General features: G+C 65.1%; 18 protein-coding genes. 10 read left to right on the top strand and 8 right to left on the bottom strand.

Features of this window, described 5'->3' with window-relative positions; translation table 11 throughout:
- Positions 1 to 2 precede the first annotated feature (2 nt).
- Positions 3 to 1100 carry a COX15/CtaA family protein gene (locus MTX23_RS16400; protein WP_280977709.1) on the bottom strand — a complete coding sequence of 366 codons (1098 nt, stop codon included), beginning with the start codon at positions 1098 to 1100 and terminating at the stop codon, positions 3 to 5.
- Positions 1101 to 1193: 93 nt separating this feature from the next.
- On the opposite strand from MTX23_RS16400, the gene MTX23_RS16395 reads away from it, so the two are divergent.
- Together MTX23_RS16395 and MTX23_RS16390 are read left to right on the top strand one after the other, a co-directional pair.
- Positions 1194 to 1409 (top strand): DUF2842 domain-containing protein, encoded by a 216-nt coding sequence (locus tag MTX23_RS16395; RefSeq protein WP_280977708.1) that lies wholly within the window; start codon positions 1194 to 1196, stop codon positions 1407 to 1409.
- Between the two features lie 181 nt (positions 1410 to 1590).
- A complete protein-coding gene (locus MTX23_RS16390) occupies positions 1591 to 2784 on the top strand; it encodes a GNAT family N-acetyltransferase (protein WP_280977707.1) in 1194 nt (397 codons plus the stop codon).
- A 61-nt stretch (positions 2785 to 2845) separates the two neighbouring features.
- On the opposite strand, the gene MTX23_RS16385 is transcribed toward MTX23_RS16390, so the two are convergent.
- The gene (locus MTX23_RS16385) at positions 2846 to 5218 is read right to left on the bottom strand and encodes a Wzz/FepE/Etk N-terminal domain-containing protein (protein ID WP_280977706.1); all 2373 of its coding nucleotides are present in this window, start codon (positions 5216 to 5218) and stop codon (positions 2846 to 2848) included.
- Positions 5219 to 5542: 324 nt separating this feature from the next.
- Between MTX23_RS16385 and MTX23_RS16380 the strand changes: the two genes are divergently transcribed.
- The 3 genes from MTX23_RS16380 to MTX23_RS16370 all read left to right on the top strand — a co-directional run bounded on the left by MTX23_RS16380 (position 5543) and on the right by MTX23_RS16370 (position 9774).
- Positions 5543 to 6682 (top strand): glycosyltransferase family 4 protein, encoded by a 1140-nt coding sequence (locus tag MTX23_RS16380; protein ID WP_280977705.1) that lies wholly within the window; start codon positions 5543 to 5545, stop codon positions 6680 to 6682.
- A 114-nt stretch (positions 6683 to 6796) separates the two neighbouring features.
- A complete protein-coding gene (locus tag MTX23_RS16375; RefSeq protein ID WP_280977704.1) occupies positions 6797 to 8335 on the top strand; it encodes an undecaprenyl-phosphate glucose phosphotransferase in 1539 nt (512 codons plus the stop codon).
- Between the two features lie 167 nt (positions 8336 to 8502).
- Positions 8503 to 9774, top strand: coding sequence for an O-antigen ligase family protein (locus tag MTX23_RS16370; RefSeq protein ID WP_280977703.1), 1272 nt, complete (start codon positions 8503 to 8505; stop codon positions 9772 to 9774).
- Between the two features lie 203 nt (positions 9775 to 9977).
- Here MTX23_RS16370 and MTX23_RS16365 read toward each other — a convergent pair whose 3' ends face one another.
- From MTX23_RS16365 to MTX23_RS16355, 3 genes are all read right to left on the bottom strand, one after another.
- Positions 9978 to 11156 carry a saccharopine dehydrogenase NADP-binding domain-containing protein gene (locus tag MTX23_RS16365; RefSeq protein ID WP_280977702.1) on the bottom strand — a complete coding sequence of 393 codons (1179 nt, stop codon included), beginning with the start codon at positions 11154 to 11156 and terminating at the stop codon, positions 9978 to 9980.
- Between the two features lie 67 nt (positions 11157 to 11223).
- Positions 11224 to 12009, bottom strand: coding sequence for a DUF169 domain-containing protein (locus MTX23_RS16360; protein WP_280977701.1), 786 nt, complete (start codon positions 12007 to 12009; stop codon positions 11224 to 11226).
- 89 nt (positions 12010 to 12098) lie between these two features.
- Positions 12099 to 12893 (bottom strand): YdcF family protein, encoded by a 795-nt coding sequence (locus MTX23_RS16355; protein ID WP_280977700.1) that lies wholly within the window; start codon positions 12891 to 12893, stop codon positions 12099 to 12101.
- Positions 12894 to 12959: 66 nt separating this feature from the next.
- Here MTX23_RS16355 and MTX23_RS16350 point away from each other — a divergent pair, with 66 nt between their 5' ends.
- The 4 genes from MTX23_RS16350 to MTX23_RS16335 all read left to right on the top strand — a co-directional run bounded on the left by MTX23_RS16350 (position 12960) and on the right by MTX23_RS16335 (position 16682).
- A complete protein-coding gene (locus MTX23_RS16350) occupies positions 12960 to 13901 on the top strand; it encodes an acetamidase/formamidase family protein (protein ID WP_280977699.1) in 942 nt (313 codons plus the stop codon).
- A gap of 84 nt (positions 13902 to 13985) precedes the next feature.
- Entirely contained in the window at positions 13986 to 15812 is a 1827-nt protein-coding gene (locus MTX23_RS16345; protein ID WP_280977698.1) for an AMP-binding protein, read from the top strand.
- A 161-nt stretch (positions 15813 to 15973) separates the two neighbouring features.
- Positions 15974 to 16174, top strand: coding sequence for a hypothetical protein (locus MTX23_RS16340; protein WP_016844973.1), 201 nt, complete (start codon positions 15974 to 15976; stop codon positions 16172 to 16174).
- 43 nt (positions 16175 to 16217) lie between these two features.
- Positions 16218 to 16682 carry a GcrA family cell cycle regulator gene (locus tag MTX23_RS16335; protein ID WP_280977697.1) on the top strand — a complete coding sequence of 155 codons (465 nt, stop codon included), beginning with the start codon at positions 16218 to 16220 and terminating at the stop codon, positions 16680 to 16682.
- On the opposite strand, the gene MTX23_RS16330 is transcribed toward MTX23_RS16335, so the two are convergent.
- Positions 16683 to 17645, bottom strand: a complete 963-nt coding sequence (locus MTX23_RS16330) for an SDR family NAD(P)-dependent oxidoreductase (RefSeq protein WP_280977696.1) — start codon at positions 17643 to 17645, stop codon at positions 16683 to 16685. It abuts the gene before it with no gap.
- Between the two features lie 221 nt (positions 17646 to 17866).
- Here MTX23_RS16330 and MTX23_RS16325 point away from each other — a divergent pair, with 221 nt between their 5' ends.
- On the top strand, positions 17867 to 17995 hold the full coding sequence (locus MTX23_RS16325) for a hypothetical protein (protein ID WP_280977695.1): 129 nt from the start codon (positions 17867 to 17869) through the stop codon (positions 17993 to 17995).
- 13 nt (positions 17996 to 18008) lie between these two features.
- On the opposite strand, the gene MTX23_RS16320 is transcribed toward MTX23_RS16325, so the two are convergent.
- Positions 18009 to 18920, bottom strand: coding sequence for a dihydrodipicolinate synthase family protein (locus MTX23_RS16320; RefSeq protein WP_280977694.1), 912 nt, complete (start codon positions 18918 to 18920; stop codon positions 18009 to 18011).
- Positions 18921 to 19092: 172 nt separating this feature from the next.
- A complete protein-coding gene (locus MTX23_RS16315; RefSeq protein ID WP_280978373.1) occupies positions 19093 to 19287 on the bottom strand; it encodes a hypothetical protein in 195 nt (64 codons plus the stop codon).
- Between the last annotated feature and the right edge of the window lie 428 nt (positions 19288 to 19715).

Here is a 19715-nt window from a genome sequence, read left to right as displayed (position 1 = left end):
AATCAGCCAGGCTGGCCCACGTGGCCGGCGGGAACGAGCTTCGCCTGATCCCGCTCGGTCCGCCGCGCGGCGAGCCGCTCGGCCTGCAGCACGGCGAGCGTCAGCACCACGATCGCCACCGCCTGGTGCGTCAGCGCCAGATCGATCGGCACCTGATGCAGCAGCGTCAGGATGCCAAGCGTGGCCTGCACAGTGATGGCCGCCACCAGCCACCAGGCGCCCGCGATCACCGGACGTCCGGCACGCGAGCGCACGGTATCAATCGCGTGGGCAATCGCCAGTGCGAACAACAGATAGGCCGTCATGCGGTGCTCGAACTGCACCGTCAGCGTGTTGTCGAACAGATTGCGCCACCACGGCGTCTCGAACCACAACCGATTAGCCGACGGGATGAAGCCTCCGTCGATGTCGGGCCAGGTGTTGTAGACCCTGCCCGCGCGCAGGCCAGCGACCAGCGCGCCGAAATAGAGCTGCACGAAGGTCAGCACGAGCAGCACCGCGCTCGTGATCTTCAACCTGACGGCTGCAGCGATCACGGGCGGACGTTCCGTCAATCGCCGCAACGTCCAGACGATCGCAGCGAAGATCAGGAGCGCCAGCACCAAATGCGTCGCCAGCCGATACTGCGACACCTCGACGCGCTGCGACAGGCCGGAGGCCACCATCCACCAGCCGACCGCGCCCTGCAGCCCGCCGAGGCCAAAGATCAGCCACAGCCGCCGCCCCAGCTCGCCGCTCACCGCACCGCGCCACAGGAAGTACAGGAACGGCAGCAGATAGGCGGCGCCGATCACGCGGCCGAGCAGCCGGTGACTCCACTCCCACCAGAAGATCGTCTTGAATTCCTCGAGCGTCATTCCGGCGTTGAGTTCGCGATATTGCGGAATGGTCTTGTAGCCCTCGAAGGCCTGCGTCCACTGCGCATCGGTCAGCGGCGGCAGTGCGCCGGTGACCGGCTTCCATTCCACGATCGACAGGCCGGACTCGGTCAGCCGCGTGGCGCCACCGACCAGAACCATCAGCGCGATCAGCGCGGCGACTGAAAACAGCCACACCCTGACGGCCCGAAGCTGCGCCTTGTTTGCGGAAATACCGGCCATTTCGCCCTGACTTGATTGGATTTTCGCGCCCCTTATAGTCCGCCGCACCCGCGGTGCAAGCGCCGCCGAGATCACGAGTTGCACATATCCGCCATGGCCATACGTACCCGCAAACTGCTCGGAACCATCGCCCTGCTCATCCTGGTCCTGGTGTGGTCGCTGCTCGGCATGACGGTCGCCCAGACGCCGTGGCTCGCCAATTCGGGGCTGTTGCAGGCGATCTTCTACGTGGTCGCGGGGCTCGGCTGGGTGTTGCCGGCGATGCCGATAGTGGCCTGGATGTCGCGGCCCGACCGTGCCCCGAACTGATCGCAGCGATCTTCCTTGCCCGGCAGGGTTCGGCAGCAACACCGCGAACGAGGTCCCGTCCCCGCCCTGCGGTTCCCACACGCCGCCAGAGCATTGTTATTACTCTTTGTTGACATTTCCCTGCGAAGGTCGGCGCCGCCGAGAACTGTAAAAAATACCCTCAGAAGAAGCGGATTCCGAGATGACCATGGCGGCGGCAATCGAGGGCCGGACGGCGGATGCGCGGACGTGGTCGAACGCAAGCCGGATCGCCGGCGTCGACATTTTCCATGACCTCGCTGCTGCCGAAGCGATCTGGCGCGGTTTCGAGACATCGCTGCAATCCTTCACCCCCTATCAGCGCTTCGACTTCCTTGCCGCCTGGCAGCGGCAGGTCGGCGAGCGCGAGGGTCTGCGTCCTTTCATCGTCGTCGCCCATGACGCTGAACGCCGGCCGCTGATGCTGCTGCCGCTTGCGATCGAATCCAGATGGGGTGCGCGCTGCGCGAGCTTCATGGGGGGTAAGCACTCGACTTTCAACATGGCGCTGTGCGACCGAGATTTCGCCGCCATCGCCACCGAAGCGGACCTTGCCACCCTGATCGCCTCGATTGCGGATCGGTCCCGCGTCGATGCGCTGGCGCTGCACCAGCAACCGCTGCGCTGGCGGGACCTGCCGAACCCGCTGGCCCTGTTGCCGCACCAATCCTCGGCCAACGGCTGCCCGCTGCTCGTGATCGAGCCGGGTGCAGCGCCCGCAGACCTGATTTCCAATTCGTTCCGCCGCCGGCTCAAGGGCAAGGAACGCAAGCTGCAGCCGCTGCCCGGTTTCCGTTATTACATGGCCACCGAGAGCGCCGACATCAGCCGCTTGCTCGACTGGTTCTTCCGCCTCAAGCCGCAGCGCATGGCCGAACAAAAGCTGCCGAACGTGTTCGCCGAACCCGGAGTCGAGCAGTTCATCCGCACCGCCTGCCTGACGCCGCTCGCGGACGGCACGCGCCACATCATCGACATCCATGCGCTGGAATGCGACGAGGAGATCATCGCGATCTTTGCCGGGGTCGCCGACGGCCATCGCTTCTCGATGATGTTCAACACCTACACGATGTCGGGCAACGCCAAGTACAGCCCCGGCCTGATCCTGATGCGCGACATCATCGATCGCCACGCCGCGGAGAATTACCGCGCCTTCGATCTCGGCATCGGGTCGGACGAGTACAAGCGGCTGTTCTGCAAGGACGATGAAGCGATCTTCGACAGCTTCATTCCGCTCAGCCTGCGCGGACGGCTGGCGGCCGGTGCGTTGTCGGGCCTCAATCGCGCCAAGCGTACGGTGAAGCACAACGCGGCCCTGTTCGAGATCGCGCAAAACCTGCGCAGCATGTTCCGCTGAACGCGTGCCTTTCAGCTCCTCTCGGAGCGCTATCGCCACCGGCGAGCCGTCTTCAGCGACGTCAGGCCGCCACCACCCGCGGGCCGGGCCGGACAACGTCCGTCGGCTGGCACGGCTTGCTCAACATGGTCACGCGGGCGAACCCGACGGCCGTGAGCTGATCGACCATCAGCTTGCGCGCGTCCTGCGCCATTCCGGCGTCAGGCACGACGACAGCCTGCGCTCGCGCGGTCAGCAGCTCGGCCGGCAGATCGACGGCCGATCCGGCATCGAGCAGCACGTGGTCGTAGACCCTGAGCAAGGCGTCGATCGCGAGCGACAGCCGCGGCGATTGCAGTTGCGTGCGGTCGAACCCAGGACGACCGGCGCTGACGAGTTGCACGCGCGACTGCCGATCCCTGGTGATGATCTGCGCAAACGTCGCCTCGCCCTGCATCAGTTCGGCGAGGCCAGGGGCGTTCGGATCCACTGATGCCGCCGCCAGCGTCGGCGAGGACGCGACCAGGTCGACCACCACCACCTTGGCCTGGCGAGCCATCAGGCGGGCCAGCGTCAACGCAGTCAGTGTGACGCTCTCGCTGCTGGCCGTGCCGAGGACCGTGACCTTGTGGGCGCCGACGCCGTCTGCGACCAGACGCGCGGCAAGTTCGTCGATCTCGCTGACCGGTTGAGCACGTGCGAGCGTCGGCTCGCTGACCGCGCTGTCCGGCGCGGTTACGGACTCCCGTGACGGTTCAGGCTCCGGCAATAGTTCGGGCTGCCGCGGCAATTCGGGCTCCGGCGCTAGCCGCTGCTCCGGCGGCCGTTGAAACTCCCCGCGCGCCAGTTCCGGCTCAACCCGCTCCTCGACCACGGGCTCCATGACCGGCTCGCGACGCCTGACCGATGCCACGACGGGCGCGAACGCACGGCTCACCGTGGCCGGCCCGGAGATGCGCAGGAGTTCGCCGGTGATGATGATGCCGGACGACAGCAGCAAGGTCGCCAGCGTCGCGATCAGGACGATCGGCAGCTTCTTCGGGTAGGCCGGCGTGTTGGAAACCGAGGCACGCGAGATGATGCGGCCATCGATCGGCGCACTGTCGATATTCTCGCGGGCGGTCGCCTCGCGGTATTTGGCAAGGTAGGTTTCAAGCAGGTCGCGCTGCGCCTTGGCCTCGCGCTCCAGCGCGCGGAGCTGCACGTCCTGGGTATTGCTCGACGACGCCTGCTTCTTCATCTGGTCCAGGCTCGCCTGCAACTCGTCAACGCGACCGCGGGCGAGACGGGCGTCATTCTCCAGCGAACGCGACACCTTGGCCGCCTCGTCACGCAACTGCCGATCATAGTCGGCGAGCTGCGCCTTCAACTCCTTGATGCGCGGATGATTGTCGAGCAGCGTTGACGACTGCTCGGCGAGCTGCGCGCGGATAGCAGCGCGCTGTTCGGTCAACCGGCGGATCGTCTCGGAATTGAGCACTTCCGATGCCTCGATCGGCTTGCCGCTCTGGAGCATCTCGCGGATCAGCCGCGCCTTGGTCTCGGCGTCGGCCTTCAGCGCGCGGGCATTGTTGAGCTGGGTGGTCAGCTCGCCCATCTGCTGGTTGGACAGCGAGGTGTTGTTGGTGCCGACGAACAGGCCCGACTTCGAACGAAAATCCTCGACACGCGCGTCGGCGTCGGCAACCTTCTTGCGCAGATTGTCGATCTCGCCCGAGAGCCAGATGCTCGCGGACTTGGCCTGGTCCTGCCGCGCCGCCTGCTGCAGCACGAGATAGCCATCGGCAATCGAGTTGGCGACGCGCGCGGCGAGCTCCGGATCCTGCGACTGGAATTCGATCACCATGACGCGCGACTTGTCGACCGCATAGGCCTGGAAGCGCTCGTAATAGGCATCGAGCACCCGCTCTTCCGGGGTCAGGGAGAACGGGTCGCGGCCGATGCCGAACAGCGCCAGCAGCGACCTCAGCGGCGAGAAGCCGCGCAGCACCGGATCGAACTCGGGACGCTCCGCGAGCTTGTTCTTCTTGATGATGTCGCGAGCGAGATCGCGCGACAGCAACAGCTGCACCTGGCTGGTCACCGCTTCCGCGTCGAGCGCGGTACGCTCCTGCTCGCGCTCGCCGTTCGGCCGCATGAAGACGTTCTCGCGGCCGTCGATCAGGATGCGCGCTTCCGACTTGTAGCGTGGGGTGACGATGTTGACGGCGGCCAGCGACAGCGCGAACACCAGCACTGTCGGCACGATGATCCAGCCACGCCTACGCGCCAGCGCCTCGCCAAGCGCATGCAGATCGAGATCGCTGGCCTCCGATGCGCCGGCAGATTTGATTGGCGCAGAACTGCCGGAAGCAGGCCTCGCAGCCACAGCCTCGCCGGCAACGGGCGCAGACTTCGGCAGCGCCCGTTGCACGACGGTCTTCTCCTTGCCTCTACGCCAGAACGCAAACTGCATCGCACCACTCCCGCGGACGCCGCGACTCCATCTCAACCGAGGCGATTACACTCCATTAAGGTTGCCGCTGGGTTAATCGGGCCAAACCGAACCGTTCGACCGGCCTTAAGGCCGTCATCCTTTGTTAACCATGAGCGCGGTTAATCGTGGCTCTTGTTTTCTGGGATTCCTCCGATGCGCGGTCCGCGCGCCCCCATTGTTCGTCTGATTGCTGCGCCCGTCTTGTCAGGCTGCAAGGGCCGGGCTGCGCCGGGCGCCGTGCCGCGGGGCGCGCCGATCGGTCACGGCGACGCCGTGCACGTCAACGAGCGCGGGTTCTGATCCATGGCGGAAGATCGGACAGAACAACAGCCGCTCCGAATCCTGCACGTCGTCCGCGCGCCGGTCGGCGGCATCTTCCGTCACATCCTCGACGTGGCGAACGGTCAGATCGAGCGCGGCCATCAGGTCGGCATCGTCACCGACAGCCTCACCGGCGGCACCCGCGCCGAGGCGGCGCTGGCCGAGATCGCCCCTCGCCTCAAGCTCGGCGTCCGACGCGTGGCGATCCGCCGCGAGCCGCACTTTGGCGATATCGCGGTCTGGGCGCGCATCGCGGGCCTGATCCGGAAGCTGAAGCCCGATGTGGTGCATGGCCACGGCGCCAAGGCCGGCGCCTATGTCCGGTCGCGCCGGCGTTCGAACAAGATCATTCGGGTCTACACGCCGCATGGCGGCTCGCTGCACTACCCGCTCGACACCTGGAAGGGCAAATTCTACAGCCAGCTCGAGCGTGCGTTGATGAACAGCACCGACCTGTTCCTGTTCGAGAGCGCGTTTGCCCGCAACACCTATCAGCGTACCGTTGGCGTGCCGGCCGGCCTCGTCCACTGCGTATTCAACGGCGTTACCGCGGAAGAATTCGAGCCCGTTCCAAGGGCCGACGACGCCACCGATCTCGTCTATGTCGGCGAGTTCAGGCACATCAAGGGGGCCGACCTGCTGATCGACGCGGTGGCCAAGCTGCGCGCCGAAGGCAAGCCGGTAACGCTCACGCTGGGCGGTGACGGCGAGGAGTTCGAAGTGCTCAAGGCGCAGGTCAAGCGGCTGTCGCTCGGCGACGCCGTCCGCTTCATCGGACACGTCAAGGCGCGTTACGGCTTTTCCAAGGGCCGCCTGCTGGTCGTCCCGTCGCGCGGTGATTCCATGCCTTACGTGGTGATCGAAGCCGCGGCGGCCGGCATTCCGATGATCGCCGCCAATGTCGGCGGCATCCCGGAGATCTTCGATGCCCACACCGATGCCCTGTTCACTCCGAGCAATGCCGCCGCGATGGCCGACGCCATCAAGGCCGCGCTCGACAATCCCGCAAGCACAGCGGCGCGAGCGCAGAAGCTGCGCGAACGGATCTCCAATCACTTCTCGCAAGGCGCCATGGTCGAGGGCGTGCTGGCCGGCTACCGCGATGCATTTGCCAAGCATTAACCATTGCATGCACCCGTAACCGTTTCTTCCGATTTGTCCCGTTAAGTCCCGCCCGGGGGAATTTCGCCCTGCGCCCGCATACCTATCTGCACGCGCAGGAATGGAAGTGGACACGTGGAACCGATCAACGCACGCTCGATGCTGGACGCCGCTACGTCGGCAACGACGGGTCACTCACAGGTCGAACGACGACGGCGGCTGTCGCCGGCCGCGCTTGCCGTCACCAACCAGAAGGTTCGCGGCGCCTATTCGCCGGTCGTGATCGCCGGCGCGGTGCGCCTCGCCGATTTCGTGCTGCTCAGCCTTGTCGGCATCGGCTTGTATCTTGCCTATGTGAAGCCGCTCTCCGGCTTCCATTGGGAGTATATCGCAGCGATCCTGGGCATGACGGTGACTGCCGTGATCTGCTTCCAGGCCGCCGACATCTACCAGGTCCAGATCTTCCGCGGCCAGCTCCGGCAGATGACACGGATGATCTCGTCGTGGACATTCGTCTTCCTGCTGTTCATCGGCGTGTCCTTCCTGGCCAAGCTCGGCGGCGAGGTGTCGCGCGTCTGGCTGTCGTCGTTCTTCTTCGTCGGCCTCGCGGTCCTGATCGTCGAGCGCCTGCTGCTCCGCTCGATCGTGCGCGCCTGGGCGCGTGACGGCCGGCTCGACCGCCGCACCGTCATCGTCGGCGCCGACAAGAACGGCGAGCAGCTCGTCGAGGCGCTGAAGGCCGAGGAGGACTCGGACATTCACGTGCTCGGCGTGTTCGACGATCGCAACGACGATCGCGCCATGGATACCTGCGCCGGCTCTCCGAAGCTCGGCAAGGTCGACGACATCGTCGAATTCGCCCGCCGCACCCGCGTCGACCTCGTGCTGTTCGCGCTGCCGATCTCGGCGGAGACGCGCATCCTGGAGATGCTGAAGAAGCTGTGGGTGCTGCCGGTCGACATCCGCCTGTCGGCGCACACCAACAAGCTGCGCTTCCGCCCCCGCTCCTACTCCTATCTCGGCAAGGTGCCGACGCTTGATGTGTTCGAGGCGCCGATCACCGACTGGGATCTGGTGATGAAATGGCTGTTCGACCACATCGTCGGCGGCCTCATCCTGCTCGCCGCTCTCCCGGTGATGGGACTGGTGGCGCTCGCGGTGAAGCTCGACAGTCCGGGCCCGGTGCTGTTCCGTCAGAAGCGCTTCGGCTTCAACAACGAGCGGATCGACGTGTTCAAGTTCCGCTCGCTCTATCATCACCAGGCCGATCCGACCGCCTCCAAGGTCGTGACCAAGAACGACCCGCGCGTCACCCGCGTCGGCCGCTTCATCCGCAAGTCCTCGCTCGACGAACTTCCGCAACTGTTCAACGTCGTCCTCAAGGGCAACCTCTCGCTGGTCGGTCCGCGCCCGCACGCCGTGCAGGGCAAGCTGCAGAACCGCCTGTTCGACGAGGCGGTCGACGGCTACTTCGCGCGGCACCGCGTCAAGCCCGGCATTACCGGCTGGGCACAGGTCAACGGCTGGCGCGGCGAGGTCGACACCGATGAGAAGATCCAGAAGCGTGTCGAGTTCGACCTCTACTACATCGAAAACTGGTCGGTGCTGTTCGACCTCTACATTCTCTTCAAGACGCCGTTCTCGCTGCTGACCAAGAACGAGAACGCGTATTGAGAATCAAGACTGACTACCGTCATTGCGAGCGAAGCGTCCATGCCATAGCTCGAGGATAAGTGGATTGCTTCCGCCTTCGCCAGGGCTTTGGCGGACAAGTCGTCGCTCCGCTCCTCGCAATGACGAAGTAGCGTGGGTGTTCTTGTATCGAGTTGCGTGAGTGCGTTATGGCCTATGCGGCAACAGCCGGGACGTCCCATCTGCCGGTCACGGCACCGCCAGGCGTGCTGGCGTTGCAGCGCGCGCTGGTTTGGCTCGCCGGTGCGTCGATCGCCATCGTGTTCGTCGAGCCGAGCCCGTACGAATTCGTCACGCTGATCGCCTCCGTCCTGTTCTTCGCAACGGGCTTGCGGATGCGGCTCGTCTTCATGCCACTGCTGTTCGCGCTGATCGCGCTCAATGTCGGCTATAGCATCGGCGCGATTCCGTTCCTCGACAAGCCCGAGGTGATGAACTGGATCCTCACATCCTGGTACATGGCGATCACCGTCATGTTGTTCGCGACGGCGATTTCGGAGGACACCGAAGCCCGCCTCGACATGTTGCGTCGCGGCCTGATCGTCGGGGCGATGATCGCTTCGATCTCGGGCATTGCAGGCTACTTCCACCTCGTGCCGGGCGGTTACGATCTTTTGACGCTGTATGACCGTGCCCGCGGCACCTTCAAGGATCCCAACGTGCTCGGCGCGTTCCTGATCCTGCCGGCGCTGTTCACGCTGCAAAGCGTCGTCTCCGATCGCTTCGGCAAGGCGTTCCGCAATGCGATCGCCTTCGGCATCATCTCGCTCGCGATCCTGCTGTCATTCTCCCGCGCGGCCTGGGGCGGCCTGATCATCACCGCGGCGTTCATGCTGGCGCTGATGGTCTTCACCAGCCGCTCGCGGGCGCAACGCTCGCGCATCATCATCATGGCGCTGATCGCCGTGGTCCTCGCCGTCGCGCTGGTAGCGGTGCTGCTCTCGCTCAGCTCGGTCGCCGACATGTTCAAGCAGCGCGCGAGCTTCGACCAGAGCTATGACGAAGGCAGGTTCGGCCGGTTCGGCCGTCACATCCTCGGCGCCCAGATGGCGCTGCAGGTGCCCTTCGGCATCGGGCCGCTGCAATTCCACACATATTTCCCCGAAGACACCCACAATTCCTTCCTCAACGCCTTCATGTCGGGCGGCTGGATCTCCGGCGTCTGCTATCCGGCACTGGTGTTCGTCACCGTGATCACCGGCTTCCGCTACATCTTCGTGCGCGTGCCCTGGCAGCGGGCCTACCTGGCGATCTTCTCGGCGTTTCTCGGCATTGTCGGCGAAAGCTTCATCATCGATACCGACCACTGGCGGCACTTCTGGATGATGCTTGGCGCAATGTGGGGCATGTATGTGGCGGCCGAGAGCTACCGCGCAACATCAGCGCCATCGGTCAGCGCCGGGACTTCGGCGGGGTCTTGAGGCTGGCGCGCTTCTCGGACGGCGTATCGATCACCTTCTTCAGTGCCTCGGTTGCTTCCAGCCCCCTTGTAGTACGCCTACGACCCGCGCGGCGTGGTCCGTCACTGTCATGCCCCGCGAAGGCGGGGCATCCAGTACGCCGAAGCTTATCGGCTTTTCGCGACGCCTCTGCCGGGCGATGATGTCAGACACACGGCGCGTACCTACTTCTCCACCTCGAACGTCAGCCCGGCGTGATCGACGAGACGCTTGATCAGCTTGGTCTGCATCGCGGCCCCCGGCGTCCAGAAGCCCGCCGGCACCTCGGGCGCGTCGCGCAAGAGGCAGATCGCGCATTCGGAGATCATCTTCGAGGTCGAGCCATAGCCGGGATCGCGGTCGCCCTTGATCGCGGCACGGACCTTGCGGCCGTCGGGCGCGATGGCGACATAGAGCAGATCATAGAGCCCGCTCTCGCGCTCTTCCTTTGACGGCCCCTCGCCCGGCTTCGGCGCATTCGGACCGGTCTTCTCGGCATTGGCCGCCATCACGCGCCTGGCGTTGGCCTCACCTTTTTCGCCCTGTCCGGTCAGGACCATCTCGTCGTAGACGAACTCTTTTCCGTACGGATAGCCCATCAGCATGTTGGAGCGATGGACGTTGCGGGTGTTGATCAGCGCCATCATGAACGGCGCCGCCCAGGACTGCAGGTCATCCTCATACATCGGCCTGTTGCCGCGCGGCTGCTTGGCGCCCTCGAATCCCGGGGTCAGCGCGAACGGGTTGTTCAGGATGGCGACCAGGCTGAGATCCTTGGAGATCGCATCGAAGGTTGCCTTGGCGCTCGCCGCGGTGCCTCCCGACAGCGTACCGCGCATGTCGCGGACGCGGCCCTTGACGCGCGAGACCGGCGCACCGAACACGCGCCTCGCTTCCTCCTGAGCAAAGAAGGTGCCGAGCTCGAACGGCACCGAGTCGAAACCGCAGGAGAAAAGGATGCGCGCGCCGCTGGCCTTGGCGGCCGCTTCGTGCTTGTCGATCATTTGCCGCATCCAGATCGGCTCGCCGCAGAGGTCGAGATAGTCGACGCCGGCTTCGACGCAGGCCGCGAGCAGCTCGTTGCCGTAGAGCTGGTACGGACCGACGGTGGAGATCACCGATTTGGTCTGCGCCACCATCGCCTTCAGCGAGGCGACGTCGCTGGCATCGGCCACGATCAGCGGCGTATCGGCGGCCGCGCCGATCGCGTCGCGGACCGATGCGAGCTTGTCCTTGCTGCGTCCGGCCATCGCCCATTTCAGCTCGGCGTCACCCTTGTAATGGGTGGCGAGATATTCGGCGACGAGCTGGCCGGTGAAGCCGGTGGCGCCGTAGACGACGATGTCGAATTTCGACGAGGACATGGATCAGGTTCCCTGGGGAGCGAATTGGCGCCCTTTTGTCACTGCCGGCGCAGCGAAGCAATCCCGTCTATTTCTTGCCGTAGGACACGCCCATGCCGGCGCGCACGTCGGCCTGGATGCCGTACGGCGCGATCGGATAGCGCAGGCCGTTCTTGGCGAGCTGCTTCATGCCCGCGATGGCCTTCACGAGATAGGCCGGCGGCAGCGCCATCAGCATTTCCTCGTCGGGCACGCCGCCATAGCGGCGTTCGGCGAAGCACGGCAGCGACAGGCTCGGCTCGCCGGTCTTCAGCGCCCGCCCCCACGAATCCGCGCACGCGGTTTCGCCGACTACCCCCCACTCGAACTTCTTGTAGCCGGTATATTGCAGACCATTGATCAGGATGATCATCTGCCCCGGCGTGGCATAGACGAGGCAGATGTCAGGCGGATTGAGCCGGCCGCTGGACAGCGGGCTCACCGCCATCGCCTGGTACTGGCCGTAAGGAACGACGTCGAGCGCCTCCTGCCGCTTGCGCGCATCTTCCGAGGTGCCGTGCCACACGCCGACATAGTTTTCGCCGGCGAGCCATGTCTCGTCCTGCGGGCCGAGCCCGATCACCGCGCGGCACTGCGCGCCGACCAGATCGTCGCCGGTGATGCCGACCGTCCAGCCGAGCCGCGACGCCATGCTGACGATCTGATCGGTGGTGTGGATCGCTGACGGACGGCGGATCTTCGGGATCGCCTCCATGTCCTCGACACGCGCGAACATCTTGACGCCGATGACAGTGGTCTTCAGCCGCAACAGGCTGTTCAGATCGGCGACGATTGCGGCGAGGTCGAACTGTTCCGGCGGTGTCTGCAGTTGCATGCCTTGAGCTCCCGTCATCGGCGGCTTCACGCCGCCTGTTGGTTTGATGTTAGCCGGATTGACCGACGGAGGCGACAGGTCCTCGCGCCTTAGCGCGCGACCGGGCCCGGCAGCAAATCGTCGATCCTGCCCGTCAAACGATAGGCCACGAGCCCGATCCACTCCCGCATGCCGAGATCGGTCCGCGACATGCCTTCGACCGCGAGTGTGGCGAAGCTGAACACATTGCCGACGCGCCAGTCGACCGGATAGGCCTCGACGTTGAATCCCGCCCTGCGGAACAGCCCGACCGAGCGCGGCATGTGATAGGCCGACGTGACGAGCAGCCATCGCTCGCTTGGCTTCGGATCGAGCAACGCCTTGGAGAATTCGGCATTCTCCACGGTGTTGCGCGAGCGACGCTCGATGATCAATCGCGATTTGGGAATGCCCAGGCTTTCGAAGATCTCGCCGGCATAATCGGCCTCGCGCGCGTCGTTCGAAATCAGGTTCGCGCTGCCGCCGGTGAACACGAGGCGTGCATTCGGATATTTGAGCGCGAGCGCTGCCGCGGCGATGATGCGGTCGGGAGCGCTGCGCACGACAGGCGTGCCATGTGCGACCGACAGATCAGGCTCGATCGAGCCGCCGAGGACGATGATGCCGTCGGGCGCGCCGCGCGAGGCATCCCATGGCGGAAATCGCTGCTCCAGCCCGTACAGCAGGATGTTGCCGAGCGGCGAGAAGGCGCAGATCGTAAGCAGCACCAGCGATGCCGCCATCAGCCTGCGGCCGAGCGCAGCAAACCGCGTCGGCAACAGGATGACGCCGATCAGGCCAATGCCGAGCAGGAGATTGATCGGCAGCAGCATGATGCCGAGTGTCTTGGAGAGAACAAAAAACAAGGGAAGCCTCTGCGAAGTTCTGCTACAGCGTCATACGCTGCCAACGCTGCAATCGAAAGACGTCACATGACCCACCATCATCTGAAGTCCAGTCCGGAAACCTGCCATTGGGGCTTTTTTGAAGCCAAGCTGAAGCCGGTCCTGACGATTGCGAGCGGCGACGAGGTCACGATCGAGACCGTCAGCGGCGGTCCCGACGTGGTGCCCGACCGCAGCAAGTTTCACGTTCCGCCGGAACTGGCCGACATCCACGCGCGAAGCGAGCGGATGGTGCCGGGGCACATCCTCACCGGCCCGATTGCGGTCGCCGGCGCCGAGCCGGGCGACGTGCTGGAGGTCGATATCCTCGATGTGCAGCTGCGCCAGGACTGGGGCTACAATCTGATCAAGCCGCTGACCGGCACCCTGCCCGACGATTTCCACGAGCCGCGCATCCTCAACATCCCGCTCGATCGCGAGCGCATGGTCGGCCGCATGCCCTGGGGGCTCGATTTGCCGCTGAAGCCGTTCTTCGGCGTGATGGGTGTGTCGCCGCCGCCGGCGTGGGGCCGCATCTCCTCGCTGATTCCGCGCGCGATGGGCGGCAATCTCGACAACAAGGAGCTGGGCGCCGGCGCGAAACTCTATTTGCCGGTGTTCGTGCCGGGTGCGCTGTTTTCCTGCGGCGATGGCCATGGTGTGCAGGGCGACGGCGAGGTTTGCGTCACCGCGATCGAGACCGCGCTCACCGGCCGCTTCCGCCTGACCTTGCGCAAGGATATCAAGCTCGCCTATCCGCGCGCGGAGACGGCGGACCATTACATGACCATGGCGATGGATCCCGACCTCGACCAGTGCGTGGTGCGGGCCTTGCGCGACATGATCGCCCTGCTCGGCGAGAAGCGGAATCTCTCGCGCGAGGACGCCTACACGCTGTGCAGCCTGGCCGCTGACCTGCGCGTGACGCAGACGGTCAACGGCTCCAAGGGGATTCACTGCATGATCGCCAAGTCCGTCGTGCACGGCTGACGATCGGTCGATAAGCCGCACTTGTGCTTCGCAGGTGCGGCTCGATACAATCCCCGCCAACGAACAAAAGCGACGGGGACGGACATGCTGAAGGACAGGCTTTCGCCGGCCGATGAGGCTGCGCGCGACAAGGAGATGCAGGAGGCGCTTAACGCCTGCCCGCGCATCCTCGATCTGATTGCCCGCGGCCCGCAGGGTGCGCCCGACGCCGAAGCCGCCATCTATCTGCGCTCGCCGCTCGATCCGAACCCGGTGGTGATCTCCAACGACCACCTGATGGGCTGCGTCAAGGCAGCGGAAAATTACTTCCGCGCCCAAGGCGTCGGCAAGGACGACGCGGTTGCGATCCTGCTGCCGGCCTGCCCCGCGACCGTGGTTGCGATCTTCGGCGCGGCCGCCTGCGGCATTGCCGAACCGCTCAACCTGCTGTTCACGCGCGAAGCGATCATTGCCCAGCTCAACGCGATCGAGGCGAAGCTGTTGCTGGCGCCACCGCCGGGCATGCCGGGCGGCCTCTATGAGAAGATCGAAGGCCTGCAGCGCGAGGTGCCGACGCTGAAGCGCATCGTGATCGTGCCGCTCGACGGCAGCAGCGCGTTCGACGGCGAGCTCTTGCGGCCCGATCCTGCCTGGCGCGACGACTACGGCAAGTCGAAGGATATGAGCGAGGCCGACCGCGTGGCCGTGATGCTGCCGACCGGCGGCACCACCGGCCATCCCAAGGTGGCGCGGCTCACCAACCGCGCGATGGTCGCCTCGACGATCTCCTCCAAAATGGCGCTCGACTTTCGCCGCGGCGAGCGCGGCATGATCACGCTGCCGCTGTTCCATGTCGGCGGCCTGTTCTGCACCGTCGCCAACTGCCTGGCGTCAGGTGTCACCATGCTCGTTCCCGGCCCTGCCGGCGCGCGCGATCCGGCGCTGATCACCAATTTCTGGAAGATCGTCGAGCAATATCGCATCAACATCGCCGGCAATGTGCCGACCGTGCTCGGTGCGATCGCTGACGTCCCGGTCGCCGACAGCGACATTTCAAGCCTGCGCGTCACCGCCACCGGCGCCTCGATCTGCCCGCTCGAAATCGAACGCCGCTATCTTGCGACCTGGGGCGGCCCCTGCATCCAGCAGCTCTACGGCATGACCGAGCTCGCCGGCGCCATCACGCACGACGTGCACGGCGTGCAGCCGCGCGCGGAAAGCGTCGGCACACGCAATCCGCTGGTCGAGCTTGCGATCCTGGAAGGCGGCAAGCTGCACACAGGACCATGGCCCTCGCCAGTCGGCGAGCTCCTGACCAGGGGGCCGCAGGTGTTCGCCGGCTATGTCGACAAGAAGCAGACCGCGGATGCCTTCCACGACGGCTGGCTGCGCACCGGCGACATCTGCCGGATCGACGCCGACGGCTTCGTCTACATCATGGGCCGCGCCAAGGACCTTATCATCCGTGGCGGCCACAACATCGACCCGCGCGCGATCGAGGACGCGGCGCTACAGTTTCCGGGCGTGGCGCTTGCCGCCGCGGTCGGGCGTCCCGACGCCTATGCCGGCGAGGTGCCGATGCTGTTCGTTTCGGCGCAGCCCGGCGCCCACATCGATGCTCAAGCGCTGGCCGCCTTCGTGCAGGACAACGTTCCCGAGCCGCCGGCGCGGCCGCGCGCTGTGTCGGTCATTGCCGAGATGCCGGTCACGCCGGTCGGCAAGATCTTCAAGCCGAAGCTCCGCGAGATCGCGGCCGGCGAGGCTGCCCGTGAGTTGCTCGCGCTGGAGGGGCTGTCCAAGGAGGTCAGCGTCGACGCGATCACCGACCCGTCCCGCGGGCTGGTCCTGAGCGTCACGGCGACACCGGACAAGGCCGAAACCGCTGAGCGGCTGCTCAAGAAGTTCCCGATCAAGGTCGAATTGCGAAGCTAAGCCCTTCGTTTCACTGAACAATCTGAAGAGCGCGGCGCGCCGGAACTGGCTCCCGGCGCGCCGCCGCTTGCGCGCAGCCGAGCCTTGACGAACTGCCGCATTACTAAATAGACTCTAAATAGCTACTTTTCAGTACACGCGTTCAGAGTTAAGCGTTCCTCATGGCTACGGAAAAGGCCGAAACCGACCGCGTACCCGTCACGTTGGCGCTCTCGACCATCGGATATCTTGAGAAGCTGGTGAGACAGGGCACCCACGGCACGAGCGTCCCGGGCGTCGCACGGACACTGATCGAGGAAGGCATTCGGCTCGCGATCAAGGACGGGCTGCTTGCGATCCGCGACAACGGCCGCACGCCCTAAACCCGCGCCGGCGCGGCGGTTCAACAGAGCGTGGAACCGTCAGATGATCGCCATCGAACCGACCTGGACGCCCGAGCGCGTCGAACAACTCAAAAGCTATTTTGCAGCCGGCCTCTCCTGCCGCGACATCGCCGTCAATATCGGCGTCAGCCGCAACGCGGTGATCGGCAAGCTTTCCAGGCTGAACCTGACGCGCACGACGCCCGAGGAGCGCCGCGCGCGCCGGAAGAAATCCGCCAGAGCCGCGTCCAGAGCGACCGCAAAGCGACAGCTCCAGATGTTGCAGTCGGTCTACCAACAGCCGGCCGACGATGCTCCCGTGGTCAGCACCAACAGCTGCTCGCTGTTCGAGCTGAGCGAGCAGCGCTGCCGCTGGCCGATCAGCACGCCGGGGGCTGACGACTTCTGCTTCTGCGGCAACACGCCGCTCGGCGGCATGCCCTATTGCGCAGGGCATTACCGCCTCGCCTACCAATTGGGGCCGCGCCAGCGCGCGGTACGCGGCTAGTCAGCCGATCCGCCAGCCGGCCTCCTGCACGAAGCTCTTGTAGAACTCTTCCGTGTAGGCCTGCTCCGGCGCCTGTCTGACACGGGCGTCGAGCTTGTGGGCGTCGTCGCCGACCAGGATGCGCCAGTGGTCGGCTTTGACGCCGTCGAGGATGATTTTGGCGGCGGCAGCCGCCGTGGTCGGCGCGTCCTCGAGGAATGTGCGCGCGCGGTCGAGCGCGAGATTCTGGATGTCCTGATCCGAGAGCGCCGTGACGTCGACACCCTGCCCCGTCAGGCGCTGGCGGGCCTGCTTGAGCTCGTCTGCAGTGAGCTGGTCGGAACCGTTCTGCACCTTGCGCGAGTTGGAGACGATCGAGGTGCCGATATGGCCGGGCATCACGACCGAGCATTTGACGTGCGGCGCGTTGAGACGGAGATCGTTGATCAGCGCTTCGGTGAAGCCCTTCACCGCGAACTTCGCCGCGCTGTAGGCCGTGTGCGACACGCCCAAGCCGACCGAAGCCCAGAAGCCGTTGACGCTCGAGGTGTTGACGATGTGGGCCTCGTCGGCCTTCACGAGTAGCGGGAGGAAGGTGCGGACGCCGAGATAGACGCCGCCCCAGCAGATGTTGAAGGTGCGCTCCCACTGCTCGCGCGTGTTGGTGAACAGGCTGCCACCGCCGCCGATGCCGGCGTTGTTGAACAGCAGATGGATCTTGTCGGTTGCCTGCTGCTCGATCAGCTCGTCACGAAAACGCTTGTAGTGATCCTCGATCGAGACGTCGGCGACGTGGGTGGTGATACGCAGGCCCTGTGGCAGCTTCTCGACCTCGCAGAGCCGCTTGGTCTCGGCCATCGCCTCGGCCGACACGTCGCACATCGCGACATTGCAGCCTTCAGCGACCAGCTGGCGCGCGAGCTCCCGCCCCATACCCGTGCCACCCCCGGTGATCACGGCAATCTTTCCGGCAAAATCCTTCATGAGAGTTTCCTGATATTTTTAGTGTTCTTGCGCGAGCGGGAGATCGGAACACGCTCCGGTCCCATGGCAACGAGCCCGCGAAAACCTACGATCGATCGGCACGCAGTTCAACGCGACGCTGTTGCGGCGCCAAACCGCGCCGCGGAATTTCGTGTCCCCCTTGAACCTCTTTGCATCGGTTGCGACGTACCGATGAGAAGAGCTCACTCCAGGAGATTGCCATGACCCACTGGCGTGACACGATGGTCGATCGACCTGACGACCGCGACCCGGCCTACGCGGCCGGTTGGGTGATCAGCGCTCTCGTGGTGCTCGCGGCCGTCGTCGGCGTCTGGCTGCTCGGGATCTGATCCGCAAAGCCGTCTACTCGGCCGCCTCGACGCGCTTGCCGGGTAGCGCCGCACCAAGCCCCTCCAATGCCTTCGCAATCGCCGCCTGCTGCGCCGGCGAAGCCTCCGGCATCGGCGCCCGCGGATAGGTTTGCGGCAGGCCCTGCAGCGTCTGGGCATAGCGCGTGCAGGCCGGCAGATTGTCGGCAATGAGCGCGTTCCACATGGTCAGAAGCTTCTTGTGCAGGTCAAGCGCCTTGCCGTGATCGCCTGCCCTCACCGCATCCCACAGGGCCACCGACGCGTGCGGCACGGCGGTCAGGATCGCGGCGATCGAGCCGTGGGCGCCGAGCGTGTAGGACGGATACATCAACGCGTCGACCGCGCTGTAGATCAGCTTGTCCGGCGCCATCATCATGAGGTCGGCGAACAGCTTCAGGTCGCCCGCGCTCTGCTTGACGCCGACCACCAGCGGCACCTCAGTCATGATCCGCGTCAGCAGCGCCGGCGACAGATAGGACCAGGGCACCACGTTGTAGATGATGATCGGCATGCCGGTCTCATCGGCGATGCGGCGGAAATGACCGACCATAGCCTCGTCATCGGGCTTGAACAGGTAATGCACCGGGGTCACCTGTAGCGCCGCGACGTCCATGTCGCGGACCAGCTTGCCGCGGCGGATGGCGTCACGGGTGGAGTCGACGATAATGCCGGCGATGACCGGTGCCCGGCCCCCGGCGGCCTCCACCGTTGCCGCGATCAGGTCGCGATATTCCTCATGATCGAGCGCGTGACCCTCTCCGGTCGAGCCGCCGGCCGCCATGCCATGGGCGCCGGCGCCGAGCAGCCAGTCGACCTGTGGCGCGACCAGCTTGAGATCGATCTCGCCGTCCTTCCGGAACGGCGTGGTCATCGGCGGTATCACGCCGATCGGACGTGTCTTCATGGCTAGCCCTCGTCGTTTCCATCCCGCATGTCCGATCCCGCTCTTGCGGCGGTGTTCTCGATCGGCGGACCAAGCCTACCGATTGTCGTTGCGCCGTCCAGTTGCCGCGGCGGCGGGACTGGCCCCTGATAAGGACATGCCCGGCGGCCGAGCCGTCGCGGGATCTCCGTGCCTACGGAAAGAACAGCCTGAGCAGGCCGCGCCACGAGAAATCAAGGATCACCTCGTGGTGCCGCAGTCCCTTGCCGCCCTTCACGAGCCCGAGATCCCGTATCAAGCAATAGTGGCCGCTGCTCATGCGAGCTAGGCGGCTGTTCTTGAAGCGCCCCATGACCGGCGAGAATGCATCGCGGATCGATTCCGTCAAATCTTGACGACGCCGAATCGGCGGTTGGGCACGGAGCCTGTGCTGCCCTCCCGCGCAGGGCCCCGTGCAACCACTGGCTGCTTACCGCTACACGCGCTACGCCGACGCCAACTCGCTGCCGTCGGCGCTCGCGAATCTGAAGATCGACTCAGTTTTCCGCCGCCAGCAGAAAATGAATCGAGCGCCACTTTCGCGAGCCGCAGCCGCGCGAATGATGCGAACGTGCGCGGCAATCAGGAGCGAGACCGTGGAATCAAAAACCTCCGGCAGGGCATTGCCGGAGGTTTGGGAGGCTTAGCTTCAAGCTAAGAGCCATCATTCATATGTTGGCCGTCGCCCTATATAGTTTAGTAGATCAGGTAAGTAAATAAATCTGCGGCAAATGAATCGCATGGCTCATCTTCGTCCTTCGCGTGGACCGAGATGCC

Origin of the sequence: Bradyrhizobium sp. ISRA436 (assembly GCF_029910015.1) — a bacterium.
In the GTDB taxonomy this organism is placed as follows: domain Bacteria; phylum Pseudomonadota; class Alphaproteobacteria; order Rhizobiales; family Xanthobacteraceae; genus Bradyrhizobium.
Note: the sequence above shows the minus strand (reverse complement) of the source record. Positions and strands in the feature narration are given on the sequence as shown.

Bases quoted from the DNA above. Each gene is read 5' to 3' on its own strand.
- MTX23_RS16320 (WP_280977694.1), bottom strand. From the start codon at position 18,920: ATGAAGACACGTCCGATCGGCGTGATACCGCCGATGACCACGCCGTTC.
- MTX23_RS16390 (WP_280977707.1), top strand. From the start codon at position 1,591: ATGACCATGGCGGCGGCAATCGAGGGCCGGACGGCGGATGCGCGGACG.
- MTX23_RS16400 (WP_280977709.1), bottom strand. From the start codon at position 1,100: ATGGCCGGTATTTCCGCAAACAAGGCGCAGCTTCGGGCCGTCAGGGTG.
- MTX23_RS16360 (WP_280977701.1), bottom strand. From the start codon at position 12,009: ATGCAACTGCAGACACCGCCGGAACAGTTCGACCTCGCCGCAATCGTC.
- MTX23_RS16340 (WP_016844973.1), top strand. From the start codon at position 15,974: ATGGCTACGGAAAAGGCCGAAACCGACCGCGTACCCGTCACGTTGGCG.
- MTX23_RS16335 (WP_280977697.1), top strand. From the start codon at position 16,218: ATGATCGCCATCGAACCGACCTGGACGCCCGAGCGCGTCGAACAACTC.
- MTX23_RS16345 (WP_280977698.1), top strand. From the start codon at position 13,986: ATGCTGAAGGACAGGCTTTCGCCGGCCGATGAGGCTGCGCGCGACAAG.
- MTX23_RS16385 (WP_280977706.1), bottom strand. From the start codon at position 5,218: ATGCAGTTTGCGTTCTGGCGTAGAGGCAAGGAGAAGACCGTCGTGCAA.
- MTX23_RS16330 (WP_280977696.1), bottom strand. From the start codon at position 17,645: ATGAAGGATTTTGCCGGAAAGATTGCCGTGATCACCGGGGGTGGCACG.
- MTX23_RS16380 (WP_280977705.1), top strand. From the start codon at position 5,543: ATGGCGGAAGATCGGACAGAACAACAGCCGCTCCGAATCCTGCACGTC.
- MTX23_RS16365 (WP_280977702.1), bottom strand. From the start codon at position 11,156: ATGTCCTCGTCGAAATTCGACATCGTCGTCTACGGCGCCACCGGCTTC.
- MTX23_RS16370 (WP_280977703.1), top strand. From the start codon at position 8,503: ATGGCCTATGCGGCAACAGCCGGGACGTCCCATCTGCCGGTCACGGCA.
- MTX23_RS16395 (WP_280977708.1), top strand. From the start codon at position 1,194: ATGGCCATACGTACCCGCAAACTGCTCGGAACCATCGCCCTGCTCATC.
- MTX23_RS16350 (WP_280977699.1), top strand. From the start codon at position 12,960: ATGACCCACCATCATCTGAAGTCCAGTCCGGAAACCTGCCATTGGGGC.
- MTX23_RS16325 (WP_280977695.1), top strand. From the start codon at position 17,867: ATGACCCACTGGCGTGACACGATGGTCGATCGACCTGACGACCGCGAC.